The 21,046-nt window shown below is 42.4% G+C and carries 23 protein-coding genes; 6 read left to right on the top strand and 17 right to left on the bottom strand.

Translation table 11 applies throughout. From position 1 onward, the window contains the following. Nucleotides 1-32: 32 nt before the first annotated feature. The gene (gene lexA, locus IAE45_RS00390) at nucleotides 33-653 is read left to right on the top strand and encodes a transcriptional repressor LexA (RefSeq protein WP_005226165.1); all 621 of its coding nucleotides are present in this window, start codon (nucleotides 33-35) and stop codon (nucleotides 651-653) included. Nucleotides 654-782: 129 nt separating this feature from the next. Continuing rightward, complete coding sequence (locus tag IAE45_RS00385; protein ID WP_005236082.1) at nucleotides 783-995, top strand: hypothetical protein; 213 nt, start codon at nucleotides 783-785, stop codon at nucleotides 993-995. Nucleotides 996-1,059: 64 nt separating this feature from the next. Here IAE45_RS00385 and IAE45_RS00380 read toward each other — a convergent pair whose 3' ends face one another. The 7 genes from IAE45_RS00380 to obgE all read right to left on the bottom strand — a co-directional run bounded on the left by IAE45_RS00380 (nucleotide 1,060) and on the right by obgE (nucleotide 8,352). Continuing rightward, the gene (locus IAE45_RS00380) at nucleotides 1,060-1,572 is read right to left on the bottom strand and encodes an adenine phosphoribosyltransferase (protein WP_005226167.1); all 513 of its coding nucleotides are present in this window, start codon (nucleotides 1,570-1,572) and stop codon (nucleotides 1,060-1,062) included. Between the two features lie 11 nt (nucleotides 1,573-1,583). Further along, nucleotides 1,584-3,884 (bottom strand): single-stranded-DNA-specific exonuclease RecJ, encoded by a 2,301-nt coding sequence (recJ, locus tag IAE45_RS00375; RefSeq protein ID WP_081118693.1) that lies wholly within the window; start codon nucleotides 3,882-3,884, stop codon nucleotides 1,584-1,586. Nucleotides 3,885-4,031: 147 nt separating this feature from the next. Further along, a complete protein-coding gene (locus IAE45_RS00370; protein ID WP_005226169.1) occupies nucleotides 4,032-4,469 on the bottom strand; it encodes a lipopolysaccharide assembly protein LapA domain-containing protein in 438 nt (145 codons plus the stop codon). Between the two features lie 12 nt (nucleotides 4,470-4,481). After that, entirely contained in the window at nucleotides 4,482-5,270 is a 789-nt protein-coding gene (locus IAE45_RS00365) for an SDR family NAD(P)-dependent oxidoreductase (protein WP_081118694.1), read from the bottom strand. Continuing rightward, the gene (gene rnz / locus IAE45_RS00360) at nucleotides 5,254-6,210 is read right to left on the bottom strand and encodes a ribonuclease Z (RefSeq protein WP_081118695.1); all 957 of its coding nucleotides are present in this window, start codon (nucleotides 6,208-6,210) and stop codon (nucleotides 5,254-5,256) included. The genes IAE45_RS00365 and rnz overlap by 17 nt, the downstream gene beginning before the upstream one ends. A gap of 72 nt (nucleotides 6,211-6,282) precedes the next feature. Next, a complete protein-coding gene (locus IAE45_RS00355) occupies nucleotides 6,283-6,858 on the bottom strand; it encodes a DUF456 domain-containing protein (protein ID WP_010748409.1) in 576 nt (191 codons plus the stop codon). A gap of 180 nt (nucleotides 6,859-7,038) precedes the next feature. Continuing rightward, entirely contained in the window at nucleotides 7,039-8,352 is a 1,314-nt protein-coding gene (obgE, locus tag IAE45_RS00350) for a GTPase ObgE (protein WP_077453427.1), read from the bottom strand. 248 nt (nucleotides 8,353-8,600) lie between these two features. Here obgE and gap point away from each other — a divergent pair, with 248 nt between their 5' ends. Next, nucleotides 8,601-9,611: a type I glyceraldehyde-3-phosphate dehydrogenase gene (gene gap / locus IAE45_RS00345; protein WP_081118696.1), complete on the top strand. Its 1,011-nt coding sequence runs from the start codon at nucleotides 8,601-8,603 to the stop codon at nucleotides 9,609-9,611. Between the two features lie 52 nt (nucleotides 9,612-9,663). Here the strand turns inward: gap and IAE45_RS00340 are convergent, their stop codons facing one another. Then, on the bottom strand, nucleotides 9,664-10,614 hold the full coding sequence (locus IAE45_RS00340) for an alpha/beta hydrolase (protein ID WP_200124883.1): 951 nt from the start codon (nucleotides 10,612-10,614) through the stop codon (nucleotides 9,664-9,666). A 180-nt stretch (nucleotides 10,615-10,794) separates the two neighbouring features. Further along, complete coding sequence (locus IAE45_RS00335; RefSeq protein ID WP_081118698.1) at nucleotides 10,795-11,886, bottom strand: DUF871 domain-containing protein; 1,092 nt, start codon at nucleotides 11,884-11,886, stop codon at nucleotides 10,795-10,797. Nucleotides 11,887-12,068: 182 nt separating this feature from the next. On the opposite strand from IAE45_RS00335, the gene IAE45_RS00330 reads away from it, so the two are divergent. Continuing rightward, a complete protein-coding gene (locus IAE45_RS00330; protein ID WP_200124410.1) occupies nucleotides 12,069-12,818 on the top strand; it encodes a peptidylprolyl isomerase in 750 nt (249 codons plus the stop codon). A gap of 50 nt (nucleotides 12,819-12,868) precedes the next feature. Here the strand turns inward: IAE45_RS00330 and fabZ are convergent, their stop codons facing one another. After that, on the bottom strand, nucleotides 12,869-13,309 hold the full coding sequence (fabZ, locus tag IAE45_RS00325) for a 3-hydroxyacyl-ACP dehydratase FabZ (protein WP_005226178.1): 441 nt from the start codon (nucleotides 13,307-13,309) through the stop codon (nucleotides 12,869-12,871). Nucleotides 13,310-13,512: 203 nt separating this feature from the next. On the opposite strand from fabZ, the gene fabI reads away from it, so the two are divergent. Beyond that, nucleotides 13,513-14,268 carry an enoyl-ACP reductase FabI gene (gene fabI / locus IAE45_RS00320; protein WP_077453431.1) on the top strand — a complete coding sequence of 252 codons (756 nt, stop codon included), beginning with the start codon at nucleotides 13,513-13,515 and terminating at the stop codon, nucleotides 14,266-14,268. Between the two features lie 147 nt (nucleotides 14,269-14,415). Continuing rightward, complete coding sequence (locus IAE45_RS00315) at nucleotides 14,416-15,333, top strand: mechanosensitive ion channel family protein (protein ID WP_005236101.1); 918 nt, start codon at nucleotides 14,416-14,418, stop codon at nucleotides 15,331-15,333. 34 nt (nucleotides 15,334-15,367) lie between these two features. Here IAE45_RS00315 and cbpB read toward each other — a convergent pair whose 3' ends face one another. The 7 genes from cbpB to IAE45_RS00280 form a co-directional block, all read right to left on the bottom strand. Further along, on the bottom strand, nucleotides 15,368-15,871 hold the full coding sequence (cbpB, locus tag IAE45_RS00310; protein ID WP_005226181.1) for a cyclic-di-AMP-binding protein CbpB: 504 nt from the start codon (nucleotides 15,869-15,871) through the stop codon (nucleotides 15,368-15,370). Nucleotides 15,872-15,980: 109 nt separating this feature from the next. Continuing rightward, nucleotides 15,981-16,493 (bottom strand): metallophosphoesterase, encoded by a 513-nt coding sequence (locus tag IAE45_RS00305; protein WP_081118700.1) that lies wholly within the window; start codon nucleotides 16,491-16,493, stop codon nucleotides 15,981-15,983. Further along, nucleotides 16,490-17,842, bottom strand: a complete 1,353-nt coding sequence (gene rph / locus IAE45_RS00300) for a ribonuclease PH (RefSeq protein WP_081118701.1) — start codon at nucleotides 17,840-17,842, stop codon at nucleotides 16,490-16,492. The genes IAE45_RS00305 and rph overlap by 4 nt, the downstream gene beginning before the upstream one ends. Further along, on the bottom strand, nucleotides 17,843-18,658 hold the full coding sequence (gene racE, locus IAE45_RS00295; RefSeq protein ID WP_081118702.1) for a glutamate racemase: 816 nt from the start codon (nucleotides 18,656-18,658) through the stop codon (nucleotides 17,843-17,845). A 227-nt stretch (nucleotides 18,659-18,885) separates the two neighbouring features. Continuing rightward, nucleotides 18,886-19,542, bottom strand: a complete 657-nt coding sequence (locus tag IAE45_RS00290) for an amino acid ABC transporter permease (RefSeq protein ID WP_005226185.1) — start codon at nucleotides 19,540-19,542, stop codon at nucleotides 18,886-18,888. A gap of 17 nt (nucleotides 19,543-19,559) precedes the next feature. Further along, nucleotides 19,560-20,207, bottom strand: a complete 648-nt coding sequence (locus tag IAE45_RS00285) for an amino acid ABC transporter permease (protein ID WP_077453437.1) — start codon at nucleotides 20,205-20,207, stop codon at nucleotides 19,560-19,562. Between the two features lie 11 nt (nucleotides 20,208-20,218). Beyond that, on the bottom strand, nucleotides 20,219-21,028 hold the full coding sequence (locus tag IAE45_RS00280; protein ID WP_077453438.1) for a transporter substrate-binding domain-containing protein: 810 nt from the start codon (nucleotides 21,026-21,028) through the stop codon (nucleotides 20,219-20,221). Nucleotides 21,029-21,046 lie beyond the last annotated feature (18 nt).

The following is a 21,046-nucleotide window of genomic DNA, read 5'->3' as shown; positions in this document are numbered from 1 at the left end:
CTAATGTTATCAAATGAAAGAAGGTGTCAGTTTTGGCAAAACGAACAGAAAATCGACAAATCGAAATTCTTAAGTTCATTCATACCCGTGTCACTGAAAAAGGCTATCCGCCGACTGTTCGCGAAATTGGCGAAGCCGTTCAGTTATCTTCTACCTCAACTGTTCATGGCCATTTGTCCCGACTTGAAAAAAAAGGGTTGATCTTACGAGATCCTACAAAACCCAGAGCCATTGAATTAACTGCTTCCGGTCTTGAAAAAATCGATGTTCAACCAGCATCCATTCCGATGCTTGGTGTCGTAACTGCGGGAGAACCGATTTTAGCAGTGGAAGATGCATCCGATTTCTTTCCGATTCCGCCAGATTTAGCAAATAGTACCGGCAGTTTGTTTATGTTGACGATCCGAGGAGAAAGTATGATTAATGCTGGCATCCTTGACGGCGATCAAGTGATCGTTCGCAAACAACAAAGTGCGCAAAATGGTGATATCGTGATCGCTATGACAGATGAAGATGAAGCTACTTGCAAACGATTCTATAAAGAAAAGAATTACATTCGATTACAGCCAGAAAATGATTATTTAGAGCCCATCATTTTGCCTGACGTAACGATTTTAGGATTAGTTGTTGGTTTGTATCGCCATCTGCTTTGATTCTAATCGTCCTACCTAGGAAATCTTCGTACCTGCGAAGATTTTTTTTCTTTCCTCTTTACAAACCGAACAAACATTCGTATAATAGGTATACAAACATAAGTTCGTATTATTTAAGGAGTGAATGAGATGAAAGCAGTTCGTCGATTTGGTTTTATGTTGTGGGTATTATTGATGGGTATCGTTATTGGCTATTTTGGCGTTCTAAGTGCTGTTCTGATTTTTTGTCCTCTAATGATGCTTTGGTTCATGCTATGGGATGAAAAGAAATTCCGGCAAGCAGAGCGCAAACGTAATCGTCATTATTATCATGATCATGATTTTTATCGGTATGAACCATGATCCTTTCTCTACATAAGCCTCAAAGCAGAAAAAAAAGGACTCGCAAGAGTCCTTTTTTTCTGCTTTAATATTCCATCAAGGTTTTGATTTCGACACCTTGGATTTTATCTCTTCCATGTAAATCCATTAGTTCGATCAAAAAGGCGCAGCCAACAACGATACCGCCTAATTTTTCTACGAGTTCAATTGTTGCTTTGATCGTTCCGCCAGTTGCTAGTAGATCGTCACAGATCAAGACACGTTGTCCTGGTTTGATAGCATCGGCATGCAACGTCAAAACATCCACACCATACTCTTTTTCATACTCTGCTTCAATGGTTTCCCGTGGCAATTTGCCTTTTTTACGTACTGGAGCAAAGCCGACACCTAACTGGTACGCAACTGGACAACCAACGATAAATCCGCGGGCTTCTGGTCCTACCACCATATCGATGCCTTTTTCTTGTGCATACTCAACGATCTGCTGTGTCGCATAACGATACGCTTCTCCATCAGCCATTAACGGCGAGATGTCCCGAAAAATAATTCCCTCTTGGGGATAATCCGGAATACTAGCAATATACTCTTTTAAATCCATTTTTTTTCCTCCTAGACTGTCAACCACTGACGTAGGGTTGATAAATCACTCATTAATAAAAATTCTTCTGTTTTGATCATTTTTTGTCGTTGCTGATACAAATGACTCTCTGTCAGCGGACGAGAAACAGGATCAGCCGTTTTATTCAAAACACCATCTTGTATTGTAACAAATTCCAGCTCAGAAAACACCTGAATCATGAAAATAAGTAATTTTTCTGGAATTTTTAGATAGTCAGCAACCATCCTTAATTTGTAGCGAATATCCAAACGAGGTTGTTGCTTGATCAATTGAAAAAGCCGACCATATTGCTCTCTGGTGCCTACCCCATCTAAATAGGCATCTTCGGTCGAGTAAAACACAAACGCAATTCTTGAAGCATGAAGCGTTTGGATGATTTCTTTGATCACTGCAGGGTCAGTAGGACAATCTAAAAAGGCGATTTCTTGAAATTGAGCTTCATGAAACGTGTCTCTCAAGTTAGCCACTGAGTCGAATAAGATCGTTTGTCCACAGAACCCTTGCAGCTCTCGAGGAATTTTCTTATTGAAAACGACCCCTACTGTTTGATTTCCCAGAGAGACACCTTGCCGACTCCTTTTCGAACGATAATCAAACAACTGCAGACCTTCCACAGCAAAATCATCCAACATCAACTGCGGTTTTTTGTTGCCATTCCATTCATTGATTGAAAGCTGACCGACGATCGACAGTCGATCATTTTCAAACTCTACTAAGTCTTTTCCAAAACCAAACCCAATCACATCTAGCTGTGTATTGGACTCATCTGTCATCACTAACTTCAAGTGTTGGTTTTCAGTACCAATCTGGCGAGCATTTTGAGTCGATAGATTGGAAAACAGAAATTTCGGTAACGGATTATCCGTGCCAAAAGGCGCTAAAACGTTTAAAGATTCAATAAAATTGATCGATACTTCTGTCAATGGCAGTTCTTCATCAATTGTCAAGGGGATCCCTTGGCTAAGATCAATTCCATTTTCTTCCACATAGCGATTCATTTGGGCTTGTAGCATATCTAAATGATCGATGGGGATACTTAAGCCAACTGCTGCATGATGGCCGCCAAAACTAGTAAACATGTCTTTCATCGTGGTCAACATTTCAAACAGATTCAACGCAGCAATACTTCTTCCTGATCCTTTTGCTAAGCCATTTTCTTTTTTGGTCAAAACGATCACAGGTTGTCCGGTACTTTGCATGATTCGTCCGGCTACGATTCCTAAAACCCCTTCGTGCCAGTCATCACCTACGACTAGATGAACATGATTGGCAGGGTCGATTTTTTCTTGCGCTTCTTTCATGATTTCTTCAACGAAAGTTTTTCGCTGCTGATTGATCGTATCTAATGTCTTGGCTAAGGTTACTGCTTCTTCTTCGTCAAATGTGGTTAACAAACGAACAGCAGGATTTGGGTCTTCCAAGCGGCCGATCGCATTAAGGCGCGGGCCAATAGCAAAACCAATGTCGGTTTCATTGACTGTTCGTTTTTTCAATCCACTGACCGTCAGCAACTCATTTAAACCAAGCCGATCAGTTTGTTGGATCATTTTCAGGCCATTGCTGACTAGTAGTCGATTCTCATCTGTCAAAGAAACCATATCAGCAATCGTCCCAATTGCAACAAGATCAAGCAGTTCGACGGGCACTTCTTCTAATAAGGCGCACGCCACTTTAAATGCGACACCGACTCCTGCCAAATCACCAAACGGATAATTTCCTTCAGGATGACGAGGATGAACGATAGCAAAGGCTTCTGGGAGTTCTGCAGGAAGTTCGTGGTGATCCGTCACGATCACATCGACGCCTTGTCCTTGAGCATAAGCAATCGCCTCATGTCCAGACACTCCGTTGTCAACAGTGATGATCAATTGTGTCCCTGCGGCAATTTTTTCTTGATAGACAGTTATATTGGGACCATAGCCATCTGTAAAACGGTTGGGCAGATAATACTCAGCCTCAGCCCCCAGCAGCTCCAGCGTTTCTTTTAATACGGTGGTGCTCGTAATCCCATCTGCATCATAGTCGCCATAAATCAAGATCTGCTCACCATTTAAAATGGCTTCATGGATTCGTTCCACGGCTTTATCCATATCATGAAAGAGAAACGGATCATGAAGGTATTGCAAATCAGTGGATAAAAAAGCGTCTAGCGCTTCTGCTGTTCGAATATTTCTTTGCCATAGCAATGCGCCGATCCGCTCAGGAATCTTTCTTGCTTGGATCAATTCTTTAAATTCAGGGGTAGCTTCGCTATCTTGCGGACGCACCCAATGAAAATTTGCACGTTTCACCAAATCACTCCTAACTAGGATATTATAGCAAAGTTTATGCAAAAAGGAAAAACAACGAAAGAAACAATTTATTTTTTCATATCACAAAAAAGAGCTTGCAGCGAATGATGCACCTGCAAACTCTTTTCTTCACTACGCTCATGTATTCTAGGCTTGTGATTCAAAAGACTTCATTTCTTCATCGATCGTTGGCGGCGTTGAGGCACCTGCTGCACGGGATGAAAGTTGCGCTTCTTGATCGTCGAGTTGCTGCTGCCTAGCTGCTAACTCCGCCTGCTTGTTGGTATATTCTCGTTCCAAGGCTTCTCGTTGTTCTTGCAGAACTTTCTCGTTATTCGAGCGATAATCCGAGAGCTCTTTTCTCAATTGTTTTAGTTCTTTTTTTTGACGGAACATTGCGCTTGTGGAAACCAGCAACAAAATCAATGCGCCTAACAAAGCAGAACCAATAATGACTAAGATCAGTGGCGATTGAATCGTTGTGAAGCCAAAATTGATCGGAACAGTCATATTGTTTGCAACCGCAAATAAAACGATCACTAAAATCAGTAAAATACCAACAATAACACGCCATTGATTTTTCATGGGATTCAACTCCTATTTTTTGTTGAACATCGTTCCTGCCATATAATCCCCAATTGCAGGGAACAGTGTATAAAGTTTTGCAGCCGCCCCTAAAATATGTGGGCGATTGATTTCTCGTTTTGAATGAATCATGGCTTTGACGATCGTTTGTGCCAATTTGTTTGGTTCAAGGACAAGGCTACCCACCGATGATAAGTAACTACCGCTAGGATCTGCTTGGTCAAAGAATGCCGTTTCGATCGGCCCTGGATTGACTGTTGTTACGTTGATTCCCAGTGGTTTTAGTTCTAAACGTAATGCGTTAGAAAAACCAAGTACAGCAAACTTCGTGGCAGAGTAGACTGCCGTCTTCGGCGTAGCGATCTTACCCGCGATTGAAGCAACATTTATGATATGACCATGCTTTTGTTCAGCCATTTGAATCGCAACTTGCTGAGTCAAAACCATCATCCCAAGCACATTGACTTCAAACATATTACGGATGACCGCAGGATCCATCTCGGTAAATTCTTGAAAGATCCCGTAGCCGGCATTATTGACAAAGACATCGATCTTTCCGACTTTCTCACTGATTTTTTCTAATAAGCGCGCCACGCTTTCAGGGTTTGCTACGTCCAATTGAAACGCATACGCTTCTTTGCCGCTTAATTCCATGCATTGTTCTTTGACTTTCCCAATCAAATTTGTTCTGCGAGCACAAGTCACAACGATCGCACCGCGTTTTGCGGCTTCATAACAGATTTGTTCGCCAAGTCCGGCAGAACCACCTGTTACAACGACAACTTTATTCTCCAAGTTCATCTGATTCTTCCTCTCCGGCAAAAGGGATCTCGACAACATCAAAATCTTTGACGATCAACGTATTCGGAAATACTTCTTTTGCTTCATTTACTAAATTTGTAATATCTTTGCCAACATAGCGCGCGCTGATATGGGTCAATAGCAAACGCTTGGCGTGAGCTTCTTGGGCCACTTCAGCAGCTTGGCGTGTCGTCGAATGAAAATAAGCGCGAGCCAGCTTGGCTTCTTCTTTGTTGAAGGTACTTTCATGCACTAATACATCCGCATCTTTCGCTAAAAGCACGGCGTTTTGACATTTACGCGTATCACCTAATATTGCCAAAATCCGACCCTTTTTCGCTTGACCTAAGAAATCAGCCCCATTGATTTGACGTCCATCGTCGAGGGTAACTACTTCACCTTTTTTTAAACGTCCGAAGACGGGACCAGGTTTCAGACCAAGTTCAAGCAATGCTTGCACTTGCAATTCCCCTTGATGGCTTGCTTCAACAATACGATAGCCAAAACTATCAATGCCGTGATCAAGGGGCAGACAAGATACCTCAAATTGCTGATCTTTAAAAAGAATCCCTTCTTCTTCAATCTCGAAAAAATGCAATGGATAGCTGACTTTCGTCTGGGAAATCCGCAAAACGGTTTGAATGTATGCTTTGATTCCCTTTGGTCCATAAATCTCTAGAGGCGTGTCGCCCCCTTGAAAGGAGCGGCTGCTGATCAATCCCGGCAACCCATAGATATGGTCACCATGAAGATGAGTGATAAAGATTTTTTCAATCTTTCGTGGTCGAATTGTAGAATGCAAAATCTGCATTTGGGTTCCTTCGCCACAATCAAAAAGCCAAACGGCATTCCGTTCATCTAAGAGTCGTAACGCAATGCTGGTCACGTTTCGATGTTTTGCAGGCACTCCCGCACCTGTTCCTAAAAATTCTAATTCCATAAGCTTCTTTCCTTTCATCTCTTCCCAATTTTAGCGGAAAAGAAATCAAGTTGCAATTGAAGCTTGCGGTTTTTATTTCTCAGATTGGCGATCTTCTGCGTCATTATGAGAGTTTTTCCAGTCCTCTTGAACCCGTGCTTTGGTGGATTCTTCGACTTTCTTAGCTGTTTCAATCTCTGCTTCCACTTCATCGTAGTCAAAGCGCGTGATATCGCCGCCCAATTCATTCATGATCAATTGATTCAAAGGACGATTGTCTTCTTCATCGGCGATCAATAATAACCCGGTATCACCTACACCAATTTGATTTCCGACGTGTTCAAAAAGCATTTGCGCATTTTGGATCTCTTTTGCATCACGAGTAGCACCGATCATACTGCCGCCAAACCAGCCCAGCATGATTCCTAAAGGTCCGCCTAACACACCAACGAGCATCCCGATCAAACCACCCGTTGATGTCTTATTGTTCCCAGTAAAATCAAGAAAGTCCTCGACTTTAAATTGATGCACACCTTCATTGGTGTGGGTAAGGACCGCCATTTGTTCTCCTTTAATCTTTCGTTCCATATGCATCCGTTTCACTTCAGAAAAGGCTTGATACGCTTTGGCACTAGCATCAAAGTTCATTACAATGACTCGTTTTGACATAAAAATCGCTCCCTTTGGTTTATTTGTTCTTTTCTTTATTTTAACAGTAAATCATTTAAATGAAAAAAGAAACCAAAAAGACTGCTGATCATTGATTTCTTAGAGAAAATCAATGATCAACAGCCATAACCACTTCAACTATGAAGGATTTTTTTTTACAAATGATGTTCTTTTAAACGCTTATTCGACAAACTCGAATTCAAAATTACCGATACGCACGATGTCGCCGTCTTTGGCACCTCGCGCACGCAATGCTTCATCAACACCCAATCCACGCAATTGACGTGCAAAGCGCATCACGGTCTCATCGTGATCAAAGTTCGTCATTTGGAATAGTTTTTCGATTTTCTCACCGCTCAAGATCCAAGTTGCATCAGGATCGCGATCGATTGAAAACTCCGGCTCATCCGATTGGAAGCCGTAATGAACCACATCTTCTTCTATTTCTTCATCGTACAAGAGGAACTCAGGAGTGACTTCCAATAAATCCGCTGTCGCATTCAGCAAGGCATCGATTCCCTTACGAGTGACACCAGAGATTGGGAAAATCATTGGTTCATCCGCGAACTCATCCGTTTTTTCTTTTGCCAACTGCTCTTTGAAAAGGGCTAAGTTTTCTTCAGCATCCGGCATATCCATCTTATTGGCAACGATGATCTGTGGGCGCTCTAGTAAGCGCAAGTTGTGGGTCGACAATTCATTGTTAATGGACAAATAGTCCTCGTATGGATCGCGCCCTTCCATGCCACTCATATCGATCACATGTAAGATGACCCGCGTCCGTTCGATATGACGTAAAAACTGAGTCCCTAAACCAACACCTTGCGAAGCACCTTCGATCAAGCCTGGCAGATCGGCTACTGCAAAACTACGACCATCAGTGGTCGTTACCATGCCTAAATTTGGCACCAGTGTTGTAAAATGATACGCGCCGATTTTTGGCCGAGCAGAGGAAATCACAGAGAGTAATGTGGACTTCCCAACCGAAGGGAAACCAACTAAACCAACATCTGCTAAGACTTTTAATTCGAGCTCGATTTTTCTTTCTTGACCGGGTTCTCCGTTCTCAGCTAACTCTGGTGCTGGGTTTTTCGGAGAGGCAAACCGAATGTTCCCGCGGCCGCCCCGCCCGCCTTTTGCGATCACTAATGTTTGACCTTGCTCAATCAAATCCCCTAATAAGGCTCCTGTTTCAGCATCACGAACGGTGGTGCCTTGGGGCACTTTGATGTAAGTATCATCTGAGCCACGGCCGTGCATTCCTTTACTCATGCCGTTTTCCCCGGGTTGTGCTTTAAAATGACGATTAAAGCGGAAATCCATTAATGTACGCAAACCTTCGTCTACGACTAAAATGACGTCACCACCACGTCCGCCGTCACCACCTGCGGGTCCGCCGTCTGGGACATACTTCTCTCGGCGAAAAGCAACCATTCCGTCGCCGCCTTTTCCTGCTTTGACATCGATTGTCACTTGATCTAAAAACATGGACATTATTTGTCCTCCATTCTTTTTTTACTACCTTCTATACTTTTTGATTATCAGTTATCTCACCTTAAGTGGTTACTATTTCTCTAATAAGAAAGTCTATTTTATTGTAACGACCGAAACGCCTTTTGTCTATCTTTTCTCATGGGTTTCCATAAGAAATCGTGAATTCTTAAGGGTTATTCTTTGACAGTCACATCAAATCGTAGCAAACTTTTAAGTGTACTAGACACAATTAAAGGAGGAAACAAGAAATGACAGTAAAAGTTGGAATCAATGGTTTTGGACGAATTGGACGTTTGGCTTTTCGTAGGATCAAAGAAGTTTCTGCCGATATTGAAGTTGTGGCAATCAATGATTTAACAAGCCCCGTCATGTTAGCACACTTGTTGCAATTTGACTCGACCCATGGCACTTACCCTGGCACTGTAACTGCAACGGATAATGCTATCGTTGTCGATGGCAAAGAAACCAGAGTGTATGCCGAACCAGACGCAAGTAAAATTCCTTGGGCAAAAGAAAATGACGTCGATATCGTTTTAGAATGTACGGGTTTTTACACTTCCGCAGAAAAAGCCCAGGCCCATCTTGATGCAGGTGTCAAACGAGTGGTCATTTCCGCTCCCGCCGGCAATATGAAAACGATCGTATACAATGTTAACTCCGACACGTTAACACCAGATGATACTATCATATCCGCAGGCTCTTGTACGACCAACTGTCTAGCTCCGATGGCCTACTTTTTGAATGAAGAATTTGGGATCGAAGTTGGTACGATGACGACAGTTCATGCGTATACTTCTACTCAAATGCTATTGGATGGTCCTGTAAAAGGCGGAAACTTAAGAGCCGCTCGGTCCGCTGCAGACAACACGATCCCTCACTCAACGGGTGCCGCCAAAGCAATCGGTTTGGTTATCCCAGAATTAAATGGCAAATTACAAGGCCACGCCCAACGGGTTCCGGTCGTCGATGGTTCTTTAACAGAATTAGTCTCAATTTTGAAAACCAAAGTAACCGCCGATGAAGTCAATGAAGCCATCAGAAAACACACCGTCGATAATCCGTCATTCGGTTACGATGACCGTGAGATCGTCTCGGGTGATGTCATTGGTACCACTCAAGGTTCTATCTTTGACCCGACGCAAACAGAAGTGACTACTGCCGGCGATTTCCAATTGGTGAAAACCGTCGCTTGGTATGATAATGAATATGGCTTTACTTGCCAGATGATTCGTTTACTCGAAGAATTTGCTCGTTTGTAAGTCAATGAGTAGGCAAAAAGTGCCGGTTCTGAAAAAAGAACCGACACTTTTTTTATTCACTTGCTGGATGATCGTATTTTTCCAAGAAAGCCGCGATTTTTTCTTTGTAAAGCGCTGGATCAGTTTTGTAGCTTTTCGCATGCTCGGCTCCTGAAACGACCCATTTTTCTTTAGGCGCATCGGTCGCGTTATACAAAATATCCAGCATCGCATAAGGAACAAATGTATCCGCATCGCCATGAATAAAAAAGATTGGACGCGTATTTTTTTGCAGTTGTTTGACTGCATCTGCTTCACCAAAGAAATACCCCGCTCGGATTTTTGTGACAAGGCTAGTGACATTCATCAATGGAAATGCGGGCAACCCAAACAATTGATCGAGTTGATAGCCTAGTTCTTCATTGACGTTGGTATACCCACAATCTTCAATGATAGAAGTGACATTTTTTGGTAAGTCTTCTCCGCTAGTCATCATCACTGTGGCCGCACCCATACTGATGCCATACAAAGTGATCGTCTCTTCAGAACCATTTTTTGCAAGTATTTCATCGATCCATTGCACGTAGTCTTTACGTTCGTGCCAACCAAAACCAATATAATCCCCTTCGCTTTGACCATGCCCTCGAGCGTCTGGAACCAACACATTATAACCTAAATCATGATACATCTTGGCGTAGTCCGCCATCGTTTCTGCATTCCCCATGTAGCCATGCGCGATGATCGCCGTTTTTCCTTGATTCTTCTCCTCCGCCGGTAGATAAATGGCGGATAATTTTAAATCATCTTCAGAAGTCAGCTGCCACATCTCACGATTTGCTGCATCTGTAAACCAATTTTGCGCTTCGCTTCCCGTCTGATTTTCATCAGTACCCGGGGTATCTCCTTCCAAGAAATCTTTTTCTGAAGGAACTACCGCATAGTCGTAAAAATAGTTTCCAGCATATCCTAATCCCGCAATCGCTAATACAGCTACTCCGATGGCAATTTTCCAGCGCAATTTCACACTTGTCACGTCCTCTTAAGTATATAGTTTACATAATATTATTATGGTCTCAACATTCCTCATGGTAAGAACCCACTACATAAATTACCGTTTTTTACTCGTGTTTGTCAATCGCAAGCGCCCAAAAAGAAAAACCATTGCCAACAATAGGTGTTGACAATGGTTGATTCCTCGTAATGGCTAGTTGTTTTCGACCAATTTAAAACTTGACCAAGGTTTCAAAAATTCTAATAAGAAAAGCTCTTCTTCAGCGATTTTCCCAACGACATTGACCCGGCCGTCATTTTTCATTTCTTTCAAGGCGATTTGCGTCTCCCCTTTGTATTGTCCATAGCCAGCATTATCGATCAAGACATCTCCTCTTACCATATCATGGGTATCATGGGGTGGAAATTCTTTGTCTTTATAATAGATCCGGGTCATCGTTGAACGCAAGATGTATTCTGAACGATCTCCTCGGTAACTATGCAGATTATCAAACAAACAGATGCGTTCATCTTCAGTGATTCCATCAACCACATCAACTCTTAATGTCGGATAATCCGCGTGAAATGCTTCAGCCATTGCTGCCAATTCTGCTTCTGAAGCATAGGCATTGCCAACAGAGATATCATCGATCAAGCCAGTCAACACTAAATGTTTGACTTGCGTAGCTAGTGGCAGATCACGATGATCTTCTAAAGAGCATAAACCATCTTGTGTTGGCCATGGACCGAAGTCAGCTTCGTGAGAATTCACGAAAGCCATCGTATTTAAATTGTATTTGCGGAATTTTTCCGAACAAAAAACGAAATGGTCGTAGCCTAACCCTGAATAGCGATGAGGATAGAAATTATGCGAGCCTAGTAAATTTTCAGTATTAGGCGAATAACTCATGATGTTATCCACGTAGCTCGTACCACTGCTCATATTGATCTCAATTTTGATCCCGTAAGGATTGCGGGTCATTTTGGCTTCTTCTGAACCAGTAAAACCAATATCTAACCGAACACCGTAAGCCCCCATCTCATCAAAGAAGGATAAATCATCATAAGAAATACCTAGCTGTTCGAATAAACCAGGATTGATATCTACCATGACTTCCATTCCTAACTGATTGGCATAATCCACGACTTGTTTAAAGTCTGCCAAGACTTTTTCTTTGTCATCGTTGATTTGCAGCAAACTGGTAAATACCCGTTTAAAGCCGTATTTGTGTGCCAAGTCTAGATACGCTTTGTCCTTTTCAAACGTTGAGCGCTCTGGATAAATCGATATCCCTAATTTTCCCATCAAAAAAACCTCCTGTACATTCTATCCGTTTATTATAATGAATCCTCTTTCATTATAGCAAACATCTAAAAAGTGGTCTACACCTTTCCACCTGTTTCTTTCTCATTCCACAAAATCTGCGCTTTCTTCTATGTCTCTTTTTTGTTATGATTAGCATTAAGAAAACTGGAAGGAATGAAAGAATGAAAAAAATCCTATTCACACTGACAGCAGCTGCTAGCCTTTTATTATTAGCTGCTTGTACAGGTTCAAGTACCACCGATCCCTCATCAAGCAATTCGGCAGAAAGCACGTCGACCTCAGAATCCGTTGACTTGAATGCCCTAGAATTGCCGCAATTATCAACGGATGTGCAAGAGAATGAAGCTTTAGTTGAAATGGTGACGGAAGAAGGCTCGATCAAAATCAAACTTTTCCCAGAGATTGCGCCCAAAGCCGTCGAAAACTTTTTGACCCATGCCAAAGATGGTTATTATGACGGCTTGACTTTTCATCGTGTCGTAGAAGAGTTTATGATCCAAGGGGGCGACCCTAATGGTGATGGCACTGGTGGAGAAAGTATCTGGGGTGAAGGATTCGGCGAAGAATACTCAAACCAGCTCTACCACTTGCGAGGCGCATTGGCAATGGCAAAATCAAGTGCACCAAATAGCCAAGGCAGTCAATTCTACATCGTTCAAAATGATCAAGATGTATCCGACGGTCTAGCGATCCAACACTATCCCGAAAAAATCATCGAAGCCTATAAAAATGGTGGCACGCCGGCTTTGGACGGTAAATATACCGTCTTTGGTCAAGTGATCGAAGGCATGGATGTCGTCGATAAAATTGCGCAAGCAGAAACCCAAGACTCTGGCAATGGTGAGAATTCTCAACCGGTTGAGCCAGTGAAGATCGAAACGATCAAGGTCTTACAAGAAGCCAAAGAATAAATAAAAAACCGCTGAAAGCCCCGATTATCGGATGCTCCAGCGGTTTTCTTTTATTTTTGGTCGCCTACGATAAAGGTAAATTCGCACTCCGCAGCTTTTTTGCCATCCACTGTCGCTACTGCATCTGCAGTTCCTACAGAGCCTTTGATTTTGGTGATTTCAAAAACAAGTTTCATGGTATCTCCCGGAACAACTTTTTGACGGAATTTTGCTTTATTGATGCCGCCGATATACGCCGTTCTCCCTTGGAATTCCTCAGATTTCAATATTAAGATCGATCCTGCTTGTGCCAATGTTTCTAAAATCAAGGCACCTGGCATCACTGGATTTCCCGGAAAATGTCCTTGAAAAAAATCTTCGTTGATGGTGACATTCTTCGTTGCGATAATTTTTTTACCAGATTCGATTTCATCAACATAATCAATATAAATAATTGGGTAGCGATTTGGAATCAAATCCATGACTTCCGTTTCAGTCAATAGTTTTTTCATGGTGTCCCTTCCTTGCTTAAGAATTTATTATAGTTTGATTATCAAAGTATCATAGTTCAAGGAAATTCGCAACTAAATATTTATTAAGAAAAAAATAGTTTGACAATCAAACAATTATGCTTAATAATTAGAAATCAAGATAGTTTGATTTACTATTTGTCATTATACGTATTTTATTGTTGAATTTATTAAGGAGTGGAATTATGAGTTTTTTAACCGGTAAAAAAGTTGTCGTCATGGGCGTTGCTAACAAACGCAGTATTGCTTGGGGCTGTGCACAAGCACTAAAATCCCAAGGAGCCGAAGTGATCTACACGTATCAAAACGACCGCATGAAAAAGCCTTTAGAACGCTTATTGGAATCTGATGAATTTGTAGTGGAATGTGACGTCGCCAACGACGAAAGCATTGCTGCCGCCTTTGAAACGATCAAAGAATATGCTGGAGAGATCCACGGTGTGGTCCATGCCGTTGCTTATGCTAATAAAGAAGATCTATCGGGCGATATTTTAAATATTTCTCGTGACGGTTATGCTTTAGCGCAAGATATCAGCAGTTACTCATTGATTGCAGTCACCAAATATGCCAAACCAATCTTAGCTGAAAACGCTGGTATCGTCACTCTTTCTTACTTAGGTGCCGAACGGGCAGTGCCAAACTACAACATGATGGGTATTGCGAAAGCTGCTTTGGAATCAAGTGTTCGCTATTTAGCTGCCGAACTTTCACCGCAAAAAATCCGTGTTAATGCGATTTCAGCTGGTGCCATCAAGACGCTGGCAGTAACTGGTGTAAAAGACTATCAAAAACTGATCCAATTGTCAGAGGATCGAACACCTGATCATATTGGTGTGACGATTGAAGAAGTAGGTAATACTTGTGCCTTCTTGATCAGTCCATTATCAAGCGGCATTATCGGCGAAGTGATTTTTGTTGATAAAGGCGTTCATTTATCTTAATCAATAATTGTCATAGAAAAGTCTGCTATTTGCCTCTCCGTTGGCTGAGCAGGCTTTTTCTGAAAAAAACAGGTATTTCAGAAAACCTCCTTTGCATTTCTATTTTATCTTGGTTAAAATAGATGCAGTAAGACTTGGAGGGATTTTATGAAACAACTGCTACTTGCAGCTAGTACGACCGATTCAAGTGGTTCCAGCATTACCGAACCAGCAGCTGCTCAACTCAATGCATTACAAAAATGGTGGGCGTCCATCGACTGGGAATCGATCATTGGCTTACTGATCCAAAAAGCATTGATGTTGCTTTTTTTATGTATCCTATTTGGTATTTTATTGAAAATAAGCAATATGATCATCGATCGAATCTATCGTTCCTATGAAAAAAAAGCCAGTTTCAATGTGAGTCGAATCAACACGATCCATACCCTGATCCGCAATACGGTTCATTACACATTAGGCTTCTTTTTTGTCTATGCACTCCTTTCCACCATCGGCGTACCTGTAGGCTCGTTACTAGCCGGTGCCGGAGTCGTCGGGGTCGCACTTGGTTTAGGTGCCCAAGGCTTTATGAATGACTTGATTACTGGCTTCTTCATTATTACCGAGCAACAAATCAATGTTGGTGATTACGTCCGCTTGACCAATCTGACGCTTGAAGGTACGGTGACAGCAGTCGGGATTCGAACGGTCCAATTAAAATCCGTTGATGGAACCGTTCATTATATCCCAAATCGTAACATCACGACCATCAGTAATACATCAAGAGCCAATATGCAAGTCGTTGTCGACGTACGTATCTTACCATCTGAAGGCCTAGATGAAATACGTGCCATCATTGAAGAAGTCAATGAACAGATCGCTCAGCAGCATGAAGAAGAGATTCAAACGGCCCCTACGGTCTTCGGTCTGGTGGATCTAGGGAACAACAACTTTGCGATTCGAACCACCATGTATGTGACCAACGGTACGCAATGGAAAATCAAAGAGGAATTTTTGGCCGCATCGATTGATGCATTAACTGCCAAAGGCTATACGATTCCTAATGCGCCCATCGTCGGTATTTAAAAAAGGTTATCCCAAAACTGGGATAACCTTTTTTCTATACCACATGCAGTTCATCTGTCATCTTTGGGGCATCTTCTTTCGAAATCAGCAAATAGCGTCTTTCAATTTCATGTGCCAAATGATTGACGGATTTTAAAATCTCTTTGCGGGTGATGATCCCTACAAAGACATTGTCATCATCAACGATCGGCAAGAATGCTTGATCCACTAACAGATGCAGCATACTTTCCAACTCATCGTTTTCTTTGATGCAATTCACATTGACTTCCATGACATCTGCCACAGTCAGCCCTTCAATATTTTCCATACTGAAGCCAGTGAGATCCATCATTCGTTCTACGATGTTTGAGAGGCTGATTAAGCCGACTAAATGGTCCTCACTATCTAGTACTGGGATCTTTGAATAGCCCACTTTTGATAAAACAAGCAATGCGTGACTCAAAGGGTGGTTATAAAATACCGATGCCACATTCTCTGCCGGCACCAAGAAATTTTCTTGATTCTCGAGTAATATTTTTTCTACGGTCTGTCCTATCAATCTAATTGCCTCCATTTCACAGCTACTCTTCTATTTTACTTGAAAATGAGAATAGAAAGTAGAAACCTGCAAAATTATAATGAAATTTTTACTTTTTGATTCCGCTTACTTAACGTGTAAAAACGAAAGCTAGCTCTGGGACTTTATGAAAGGAACGATCATAGTATTGGATTGCCCATTGTTCTGGCGTACTTTCAATAATCGCAAAACTTTTGATTTGAATTTGCCCTCGCGGTTGGGAAATACTGCCAGGATTCAAGAAAAGTCGATTCCCGACTTTCTCACAAGCAATTTGATGCGTGTGACCAAACAAAGCGATCGAGGCATCTGCTTGTTGCGCTTTTAATCCTAATTTGGTTACGCCAAAACGAACATCCGCCAAATGGCCATGGGTCATATAGATGGTATCCAGCGGCGTTTTAACGATACGCTCATTGGGAAAACCACCACCGTAATCGCAATTGCCGCAAACGACTTGGAATGTTTCCCATAAAGAATCTGTATCAGGCAGTTCAGAGTCTCCACAATGCAGGAATAAATCGACTTGATTTTCGAATTCATTTTTAAGATCAACAAGAATCTCACGATCTGAATGATTGTCACTGACAACTAAATATTTCATACATTTTCTCCTTCTAGCCACTCCTGCCACTGTTCTTGGAGTTTTTTGATTGCTTGACCACGGTGGCTCACTCGGTTCTTTTCTTCTTGACTCATTTGGGCTGCGCTTCGCTCTGAACCATCAGGAATAAACAATGGATCGTAACCGAACCCATTTTCTCCACGAGGGATACGGCCGATTCTCCCAGGCCATTGGGCTTCAACCACCAAGCTATCTTTTCCTGGTGCTGCGAAAACTAACGTACAGTGAAATTGAGCACTGCGTTTGTCATCTTCGACATCCGTCAATTCATAAAGCAATTTTGCATTATTGGCAGCATCACTTTTTTGCTCACCGGCAAATCGAGCAGAGTACACGCCTGGGCGTCCCCCTAATGCATCGACTTTCAGTCCTGAGTCATCAGCCAACACCGGTCTTCCCAAAATTCTGGCGATAGTTTCTGCTTTAAGGCGGGCATTTTCTTCGAAGGTGGTGCCGGTTTCTTCAACATCCGGCAAGGAAGGATAATCTTTCAAGGTGCGGACATCGTACCCTGCTGCCCCAAATACAGCTTTAAATTCCTTGGCTTTTCCTGGATTGCCTGTGGCAATGACGATCGTTTTTTCGGGAATCTCATAAGGGGGTTCATCTGGTAAAAACAGTGCCTCTTTTTGATAGGCAATCAATTCTTCGATAGCTGTTTTTCCGTAGATCAGCATCTCATTCAACTGCTGACCATCAAAGGTCGCTTCTTCCCCAGTTCCTTGCAATTCGACAAATCGACCGGATTCTGTCATCACCAAATTCATGTCGACAGCAGCTGAAGAATCTTCTTGATAATCGAGATCAGTCACACAGGTGCCATCTGGTAAGATTCCAACGCTGATGGCTGCCAAATGCTCCTTGATCGGGTCTTCCGTCAATGCTTTGTCACGCAACAATGTATCGATAGCTAAACGCAACGCAACAAATGCGCCGGTAATACTAGCTGTTCGGGTACCACCATCTGCTTGAACGACATCACAATCGACCACAATACTGCGTTCCCCTAGCTTTTCTAAATCGACCACAGCTCGCAAGGAACGAGCGATCAGCCGTTGGATTTCCATTGTACGACCAGAAAGCTTACCTTTGGCACTTTCTCGACGGTTACGAGTGTTGGTCGCTCGTGGGAGCATACTGTATTCGGCTGTGACCCAGCCTTTTCCCGTATCTCGTAAAAACGGAGGGACCCGATCTTCAATCGTTGCCGAACAGATCACGGTTGTGTCACCAAAAGAGATCACAACCGATCCTTCGGGGTGTTTGTAGACGTTGGTTTGAATTTCAACTGGTCTTAACATTGTTTCTTTTCTGCCATCATGTCGCATTTAAAAGCCTCCTAAATCAGTGTGAACCGATGAGATCGTGTCTAAATCAAGCCAATCATTGGCGATCTCATCAAATATTTTCGGTGAACCAGTAGTAAAAAATGCATGCTGCGGGTGCGGATCGTCCTGGCTCGTTGCTGCAATGGCGAAATAGTCCAACAAGGTACTGACTTCCCCCACCGTTTCTGCCCCTGAATCAATGAGCTGGATATGGGCCCCCAATTCATTTTGGATCAAAGGGCGCAATAAAGGATAATGGGTACAGCCCAGAATCACCGTATCTAACCGCTTGTTTTTCAAGGGGCGTAACGTTTCTGCCACAATTTTCTTGGCAACCGAGCTATGGTATTGTTTGCTTTCTACGATCGGTACAAACTTTGGGCAAGCCAAACTGACGACTGACGCATGGGGGGCTTTCCCATGAAGGGCGCGCTTGTACGAGTCGCTTTTAATCGTTCCGTTTGTCCCGATAACACCGATTCGTTGATTTTTGCTTGCTTTGACCGCTGCTCGACTGCCAGGCAGTATCACGCCGATCACTGGAATATCCAGTTGTTCTTTGATTTCTTCAAGAGCGACCGCTGTTGCTGTGTTACAGGCGATCACCAACATTTTAATGTTTTTTTCCAATAAAAAACGGGTCATTTGCCACGTATACTCGATGACTTGCTCAGCAGGTCTTGGGCCATAAGGGCATCTGGCAGTATCGCCTAGATAAAGAATCGATTCGTTGGGCAGTTGTTTGATTGCCTCTTTGACGACCGTCAACCCACCAACACCAGAATCGATAAAGCCAATTGGTCTGTTGTTTGTCATAGTTTCCATCCTTTACATGAAAGAAAGAGTTTGATGCATTTTTCTCTCTTATTCATTTTGGACTTTTTTTGTCTATTTTTCAAGTATTCCTTTCGTTTGCTAAAGAAAGCTTTCCCAAAAAAATACCAATCGGTACAAAAAAAGCCCCAACCATTGGCTCACAACCAGCAAGTTGCACTTGCATGGTTGAAAGACCGATCGCGGGGATTTTTGTCGATTGTTCATTTTTAGTAATCGTACTGACGTTTTTCCAAAAAACCTGAAAGCAATGACAGTGCATAACAAACCAAAAAGTATAAAACAGTCATTGCCAAAAACATTGGCAAAACATAGTTTGTATTTTGACCATAAATGATCCGGGCATGATGGGTCAACTCTGGTAAAGAAATGATCACGGCTAGTGATGTATCCTTGATCAAAGAGATCAACTGACTGACGATCGCTGGCAACATCGCTTTAAATGCTTGTGGCACGACGATACTGCGCAATACTTCAACATAACTTAATCCCGTTGATAAACCAGCTTCCATCTGACCTTTTGGCACAGAATTCAAGCCCGCTCGAAAGATCTCAGAAAGCATCGCTGATTCAAAAATCGTCAACGCCACCACCGCTGACCAAAAAATGTTAAAGCGGATGCCAATCTGTGGCAAGGCAAAGTAAGTGAAGAAAATGATCAAAAGCAAAGGCAAGTTACGAATAACATCAATCACGACACCTAGTACTTTAGAAAAGACCGGAATCGAGCTGAAGCGTAAAATACCGGCGATTCCTCCAATAATAAAGCTAAATAAGATCGAGAGGATCGACACTTCAACCGTAACACGTAAGCCATCGATCAAAAAGCGAATGTTAATCGCCGAAAAAGCTTCAAAAAAATCCATAGTTCTTTAGCTCCTTTCTATGAGCGGACAGCCCAACGCCGTTCCAAGTAAACCATCAAATAAGACAATGGCAGGGTGATAATCAAATAGAAAAGACCAACAATGATATAGGTATCAAATGTATTGAAGGTCTCGCTTGCGATCAAATCCCCTTGATACATGATATCTAATCCTGCGACCATCGCTAAAATTGAGGAGTTTTTGACGAGGTTAATAAATTGATTGCCTAGTGGCGGCACAACGATTTTAAATGCTTGAGGCAAAATAATGTAGCGCATCGCTTGACTATAAGTAAAGCCAGAAGACAAGGAAGCTTCCATCTGTCCTTTAGGAACCGTTTGGATCCCTGAACGGATCGTCTCGGCGATAAATGCCGATGTATAGATCGTTAAACCAATCGTTCCCGCTTGAAATCCGTCAAAAGAGACCCAATACATTGGCACAACAACATAAAAGAACATCACGATGATCAATAAGGGAATATTCCTAAAAAACTCGACATATGCTTTGGCGATCCCTTTGATGAAGCGATTGTCTGACAACTGAAAAATTGCCATTAAAGTTCCGATCAAAAGGCTAAAAAACAGTGCGATCAAACTCGCCATGACTGTATATTTAAAGCCTTCAATAAACTGACCGGTATAGGTTTGAAATAATTCAACCATTCAGTTTCCTCCTAATCTACTTTTCCTGATTCGTCTTCAGGGAACCATTTGTTGTAAATCTCATCATAGGTTCCATCTTCACGCATTTCCCGCAAGGCTTGATTGACAGCATCTAGAAATGGTTTTTGACCTTTGTTGATGGCAATCCCATAAGGCTCTTCGGTAAATGTTTCGCCAACTAAATGATAATTAGGATTTTCACTCGCCATCCCTAATAGGATTGCGTTATCCGTAGTCATAGCATCCCCTTGTCCTGATTGCAAAGCAGTAAAGGCTTCTGCATAATTTTCAAGTTCTAGGATTTGCGCTTCTGGTGCAGCCTCACGAATGTTTACAGCTGACGTAGAGCCTTTCACGACCAATACAGTGGTGTCTGCGGTCAAATCTTCAATCCCTTGGATCGGACTATCTTTTGCGACCAATAAAGATTGTCCTGCATCAAAATAGACATCCGAAAAGTCAACTTGCTTTTTACGCTCTTCCGTGATGGTCATCGTTGCGATGATCGCATCGATATTGCCGTTTTTCAAAAGCGGAATCCGAGTTTTTGAGGTAACTTCAACAAAAATCGCATTGCCATCACGCCCTAAGATTTTTTCAGTGATCGCACGAGCGATATCAATATCAAAGCCACGTACTTCTCTAGTCGCGATATCCATCAACCCAAATAGACGGGTATCGTTTTTTACGCCCCAAACGATCTGATTCGTCTCTTTGCTGTTTTCTAAAATATCAATATCTGCGGCACTTTGTCCTTTACAACCTGAGAAAGTCACAAGGGCAAAGGCTAAAACTAGAAAAGAAAAAATTTTCTTTTTCATATAGGTTCCTCCTGTCGC

The sequence above is a fragment of the Enterococcus sp. S53 genome, assembly GCF_016516865.1.
GTDB classification, from domain to species: domain Bacteria; phylum Bacillota; class Bacilli; order Lactobacillales; family Enterococcaceae; genus Enterococcus_D; species Enterococcus_D innesii.
This window is presented reverse-complemented; position numbering and strand designations above follow the sequence as displayed.

What these genes read in the sequence shown, in the direction of transcription:
- IAE45_RS00385 (WP_005236082.1), top strand. Translation starts at nt 783, where the DNA reads ATGAAAGCAGTTCGTCGATTTGGTTTTATGTTGTGGGTATTATTGATG.
- IAE45_RS00380 (WP_005226167.1), bottom strand. Translation starts at nt 1,572, where the DNA reads ATGGATTTAAAAGAGTATATTGCTAGTATTCCGGATTATCCCCAAGAG.
- IAE45_RS00370 (WP_005226169.1), bottom strand. Translation starts at nt 4,469, where the DNA reads ATGAAAAATCAATGGCGTGTTATTGTTGGTATTTTACTGATTTTAGTG.
- IAE45_RS00365 (WP_081118694.1), bottom strand. Translation starts at nt 5,270, where the DNA reads ATGAACTTGGAGAATAAAGTTGTCGTTGTAACAGGTGGTTCTGCCGGA.
- rnz (WP_081118695.1), bottom strand. Translation starts at nt 6,210, where the DNA reads ATGGAATTAGAATTTTTAGGAACAGGTGCGGGAGTGCCTGCAAAACAT.
- IAE45_RS00355 (WP_010748409.1), bottom strand. Translation starts at nt 6,858, where the DNA reads ATGTCAAAACGAGTCATTGTAATGAACTTTGATGCTAGTGCCAAAGCG.
- obgE (WP_077453427.1), bottom strand. Translation starts at nt 8,352, where the DNA reads ATGTCCATGTTTTTAGATCAAGTGACAATCGATGTCAAAGCAGGAAAA.
- gap (WP_081118696.1), top strand. Translation starts at nt 8,601, where the DNA reads ATGACAGTAAAAGTTGGAATCAATGGTTTTGGACGAATTGGACGTTTG.
- IAE45_RS00335 (WP_081118698.1), bottom strand. Translation starts at nt 11,886, where the DNA reads ATGGGAAAATTAGGGATATCGATTTATCCAGAGCGCTCAACGTTTGAA.
- IAE45_RS00330 (WP_200124410.1), top strand. Translation starts at nt 12,069, where the DNA reads ATGAAAAAAATCCTATTCACACTGACAGCAGCTGCTAGCCTTTTATTA.
- fabZ (WP_005226178.1), bottom strand. Translation starts at nt 13,309, where the DNA reads ATGAAAAAACTATTGACTGAAACGGAAGTCATGGATTTGATTCCAAAT.
- fabI (WP_077453431.1), top strand. Translation starts at nt 13,513, where the DNA reads ATGAGTTTTTTAACCGGTAAAAAAGTTGTCGTCATGGGCGTTGCTAAC.
- IAE45_RS00315 (WP_005236101.1), top strand. Translation starts at nt 14,416, where the DNA reads ATGAAACAACTGCTACTTGCAGCTAGTACGACCGATTCAAGTGGTTCC.
- IAE45_RS00305 (WP_081118700.1), bottom strand. Translation starts at nt 16,493, where the DNA reads ATGAAATATTTAGTTGTCAGTGACAATCATTCAGATCGTGAGATTCTT.
- rph (WP_081118701.1), bottom strand. Translation starts at nt 17,842, where the DNA reads ATGCGACATGATGGCAGAAAAGAAACAATGTTAAGACCAGTTGAAATT.
- racE (WP_081118702.1), bottom strand. Translation starts at nt 18,658, where the DNA reads ATGACAAACAACAGACCAATTGGCTTTATCGATTCTGGTGTTGGTGGG.
- IAE45_RS00290 (WP_005226185.1), bottom strand. Translation starts at nt 19,542, where the DNA reads ATGGATTTTTTTGAAGCTTTTTCGGCGATTAACATTCGCTTTTTGATC.
- IAE45_RS00285 (WP_077453437.1), bottom strand. Translation starts at nt 20,207, where the DNA reads ATGGTTGAATTATTTCAAACCTATACCGGTCAGTTTATTGAAGGCTTT.
- IAE45_RS00280 (WP_077453438.1), bottom strand. Translation starts at nt 21,028, where the DNA reads ATGAAAAAGAAAATTTTTTCTTTTCTAGTTTTAGCCTTTGCCCTTGTG.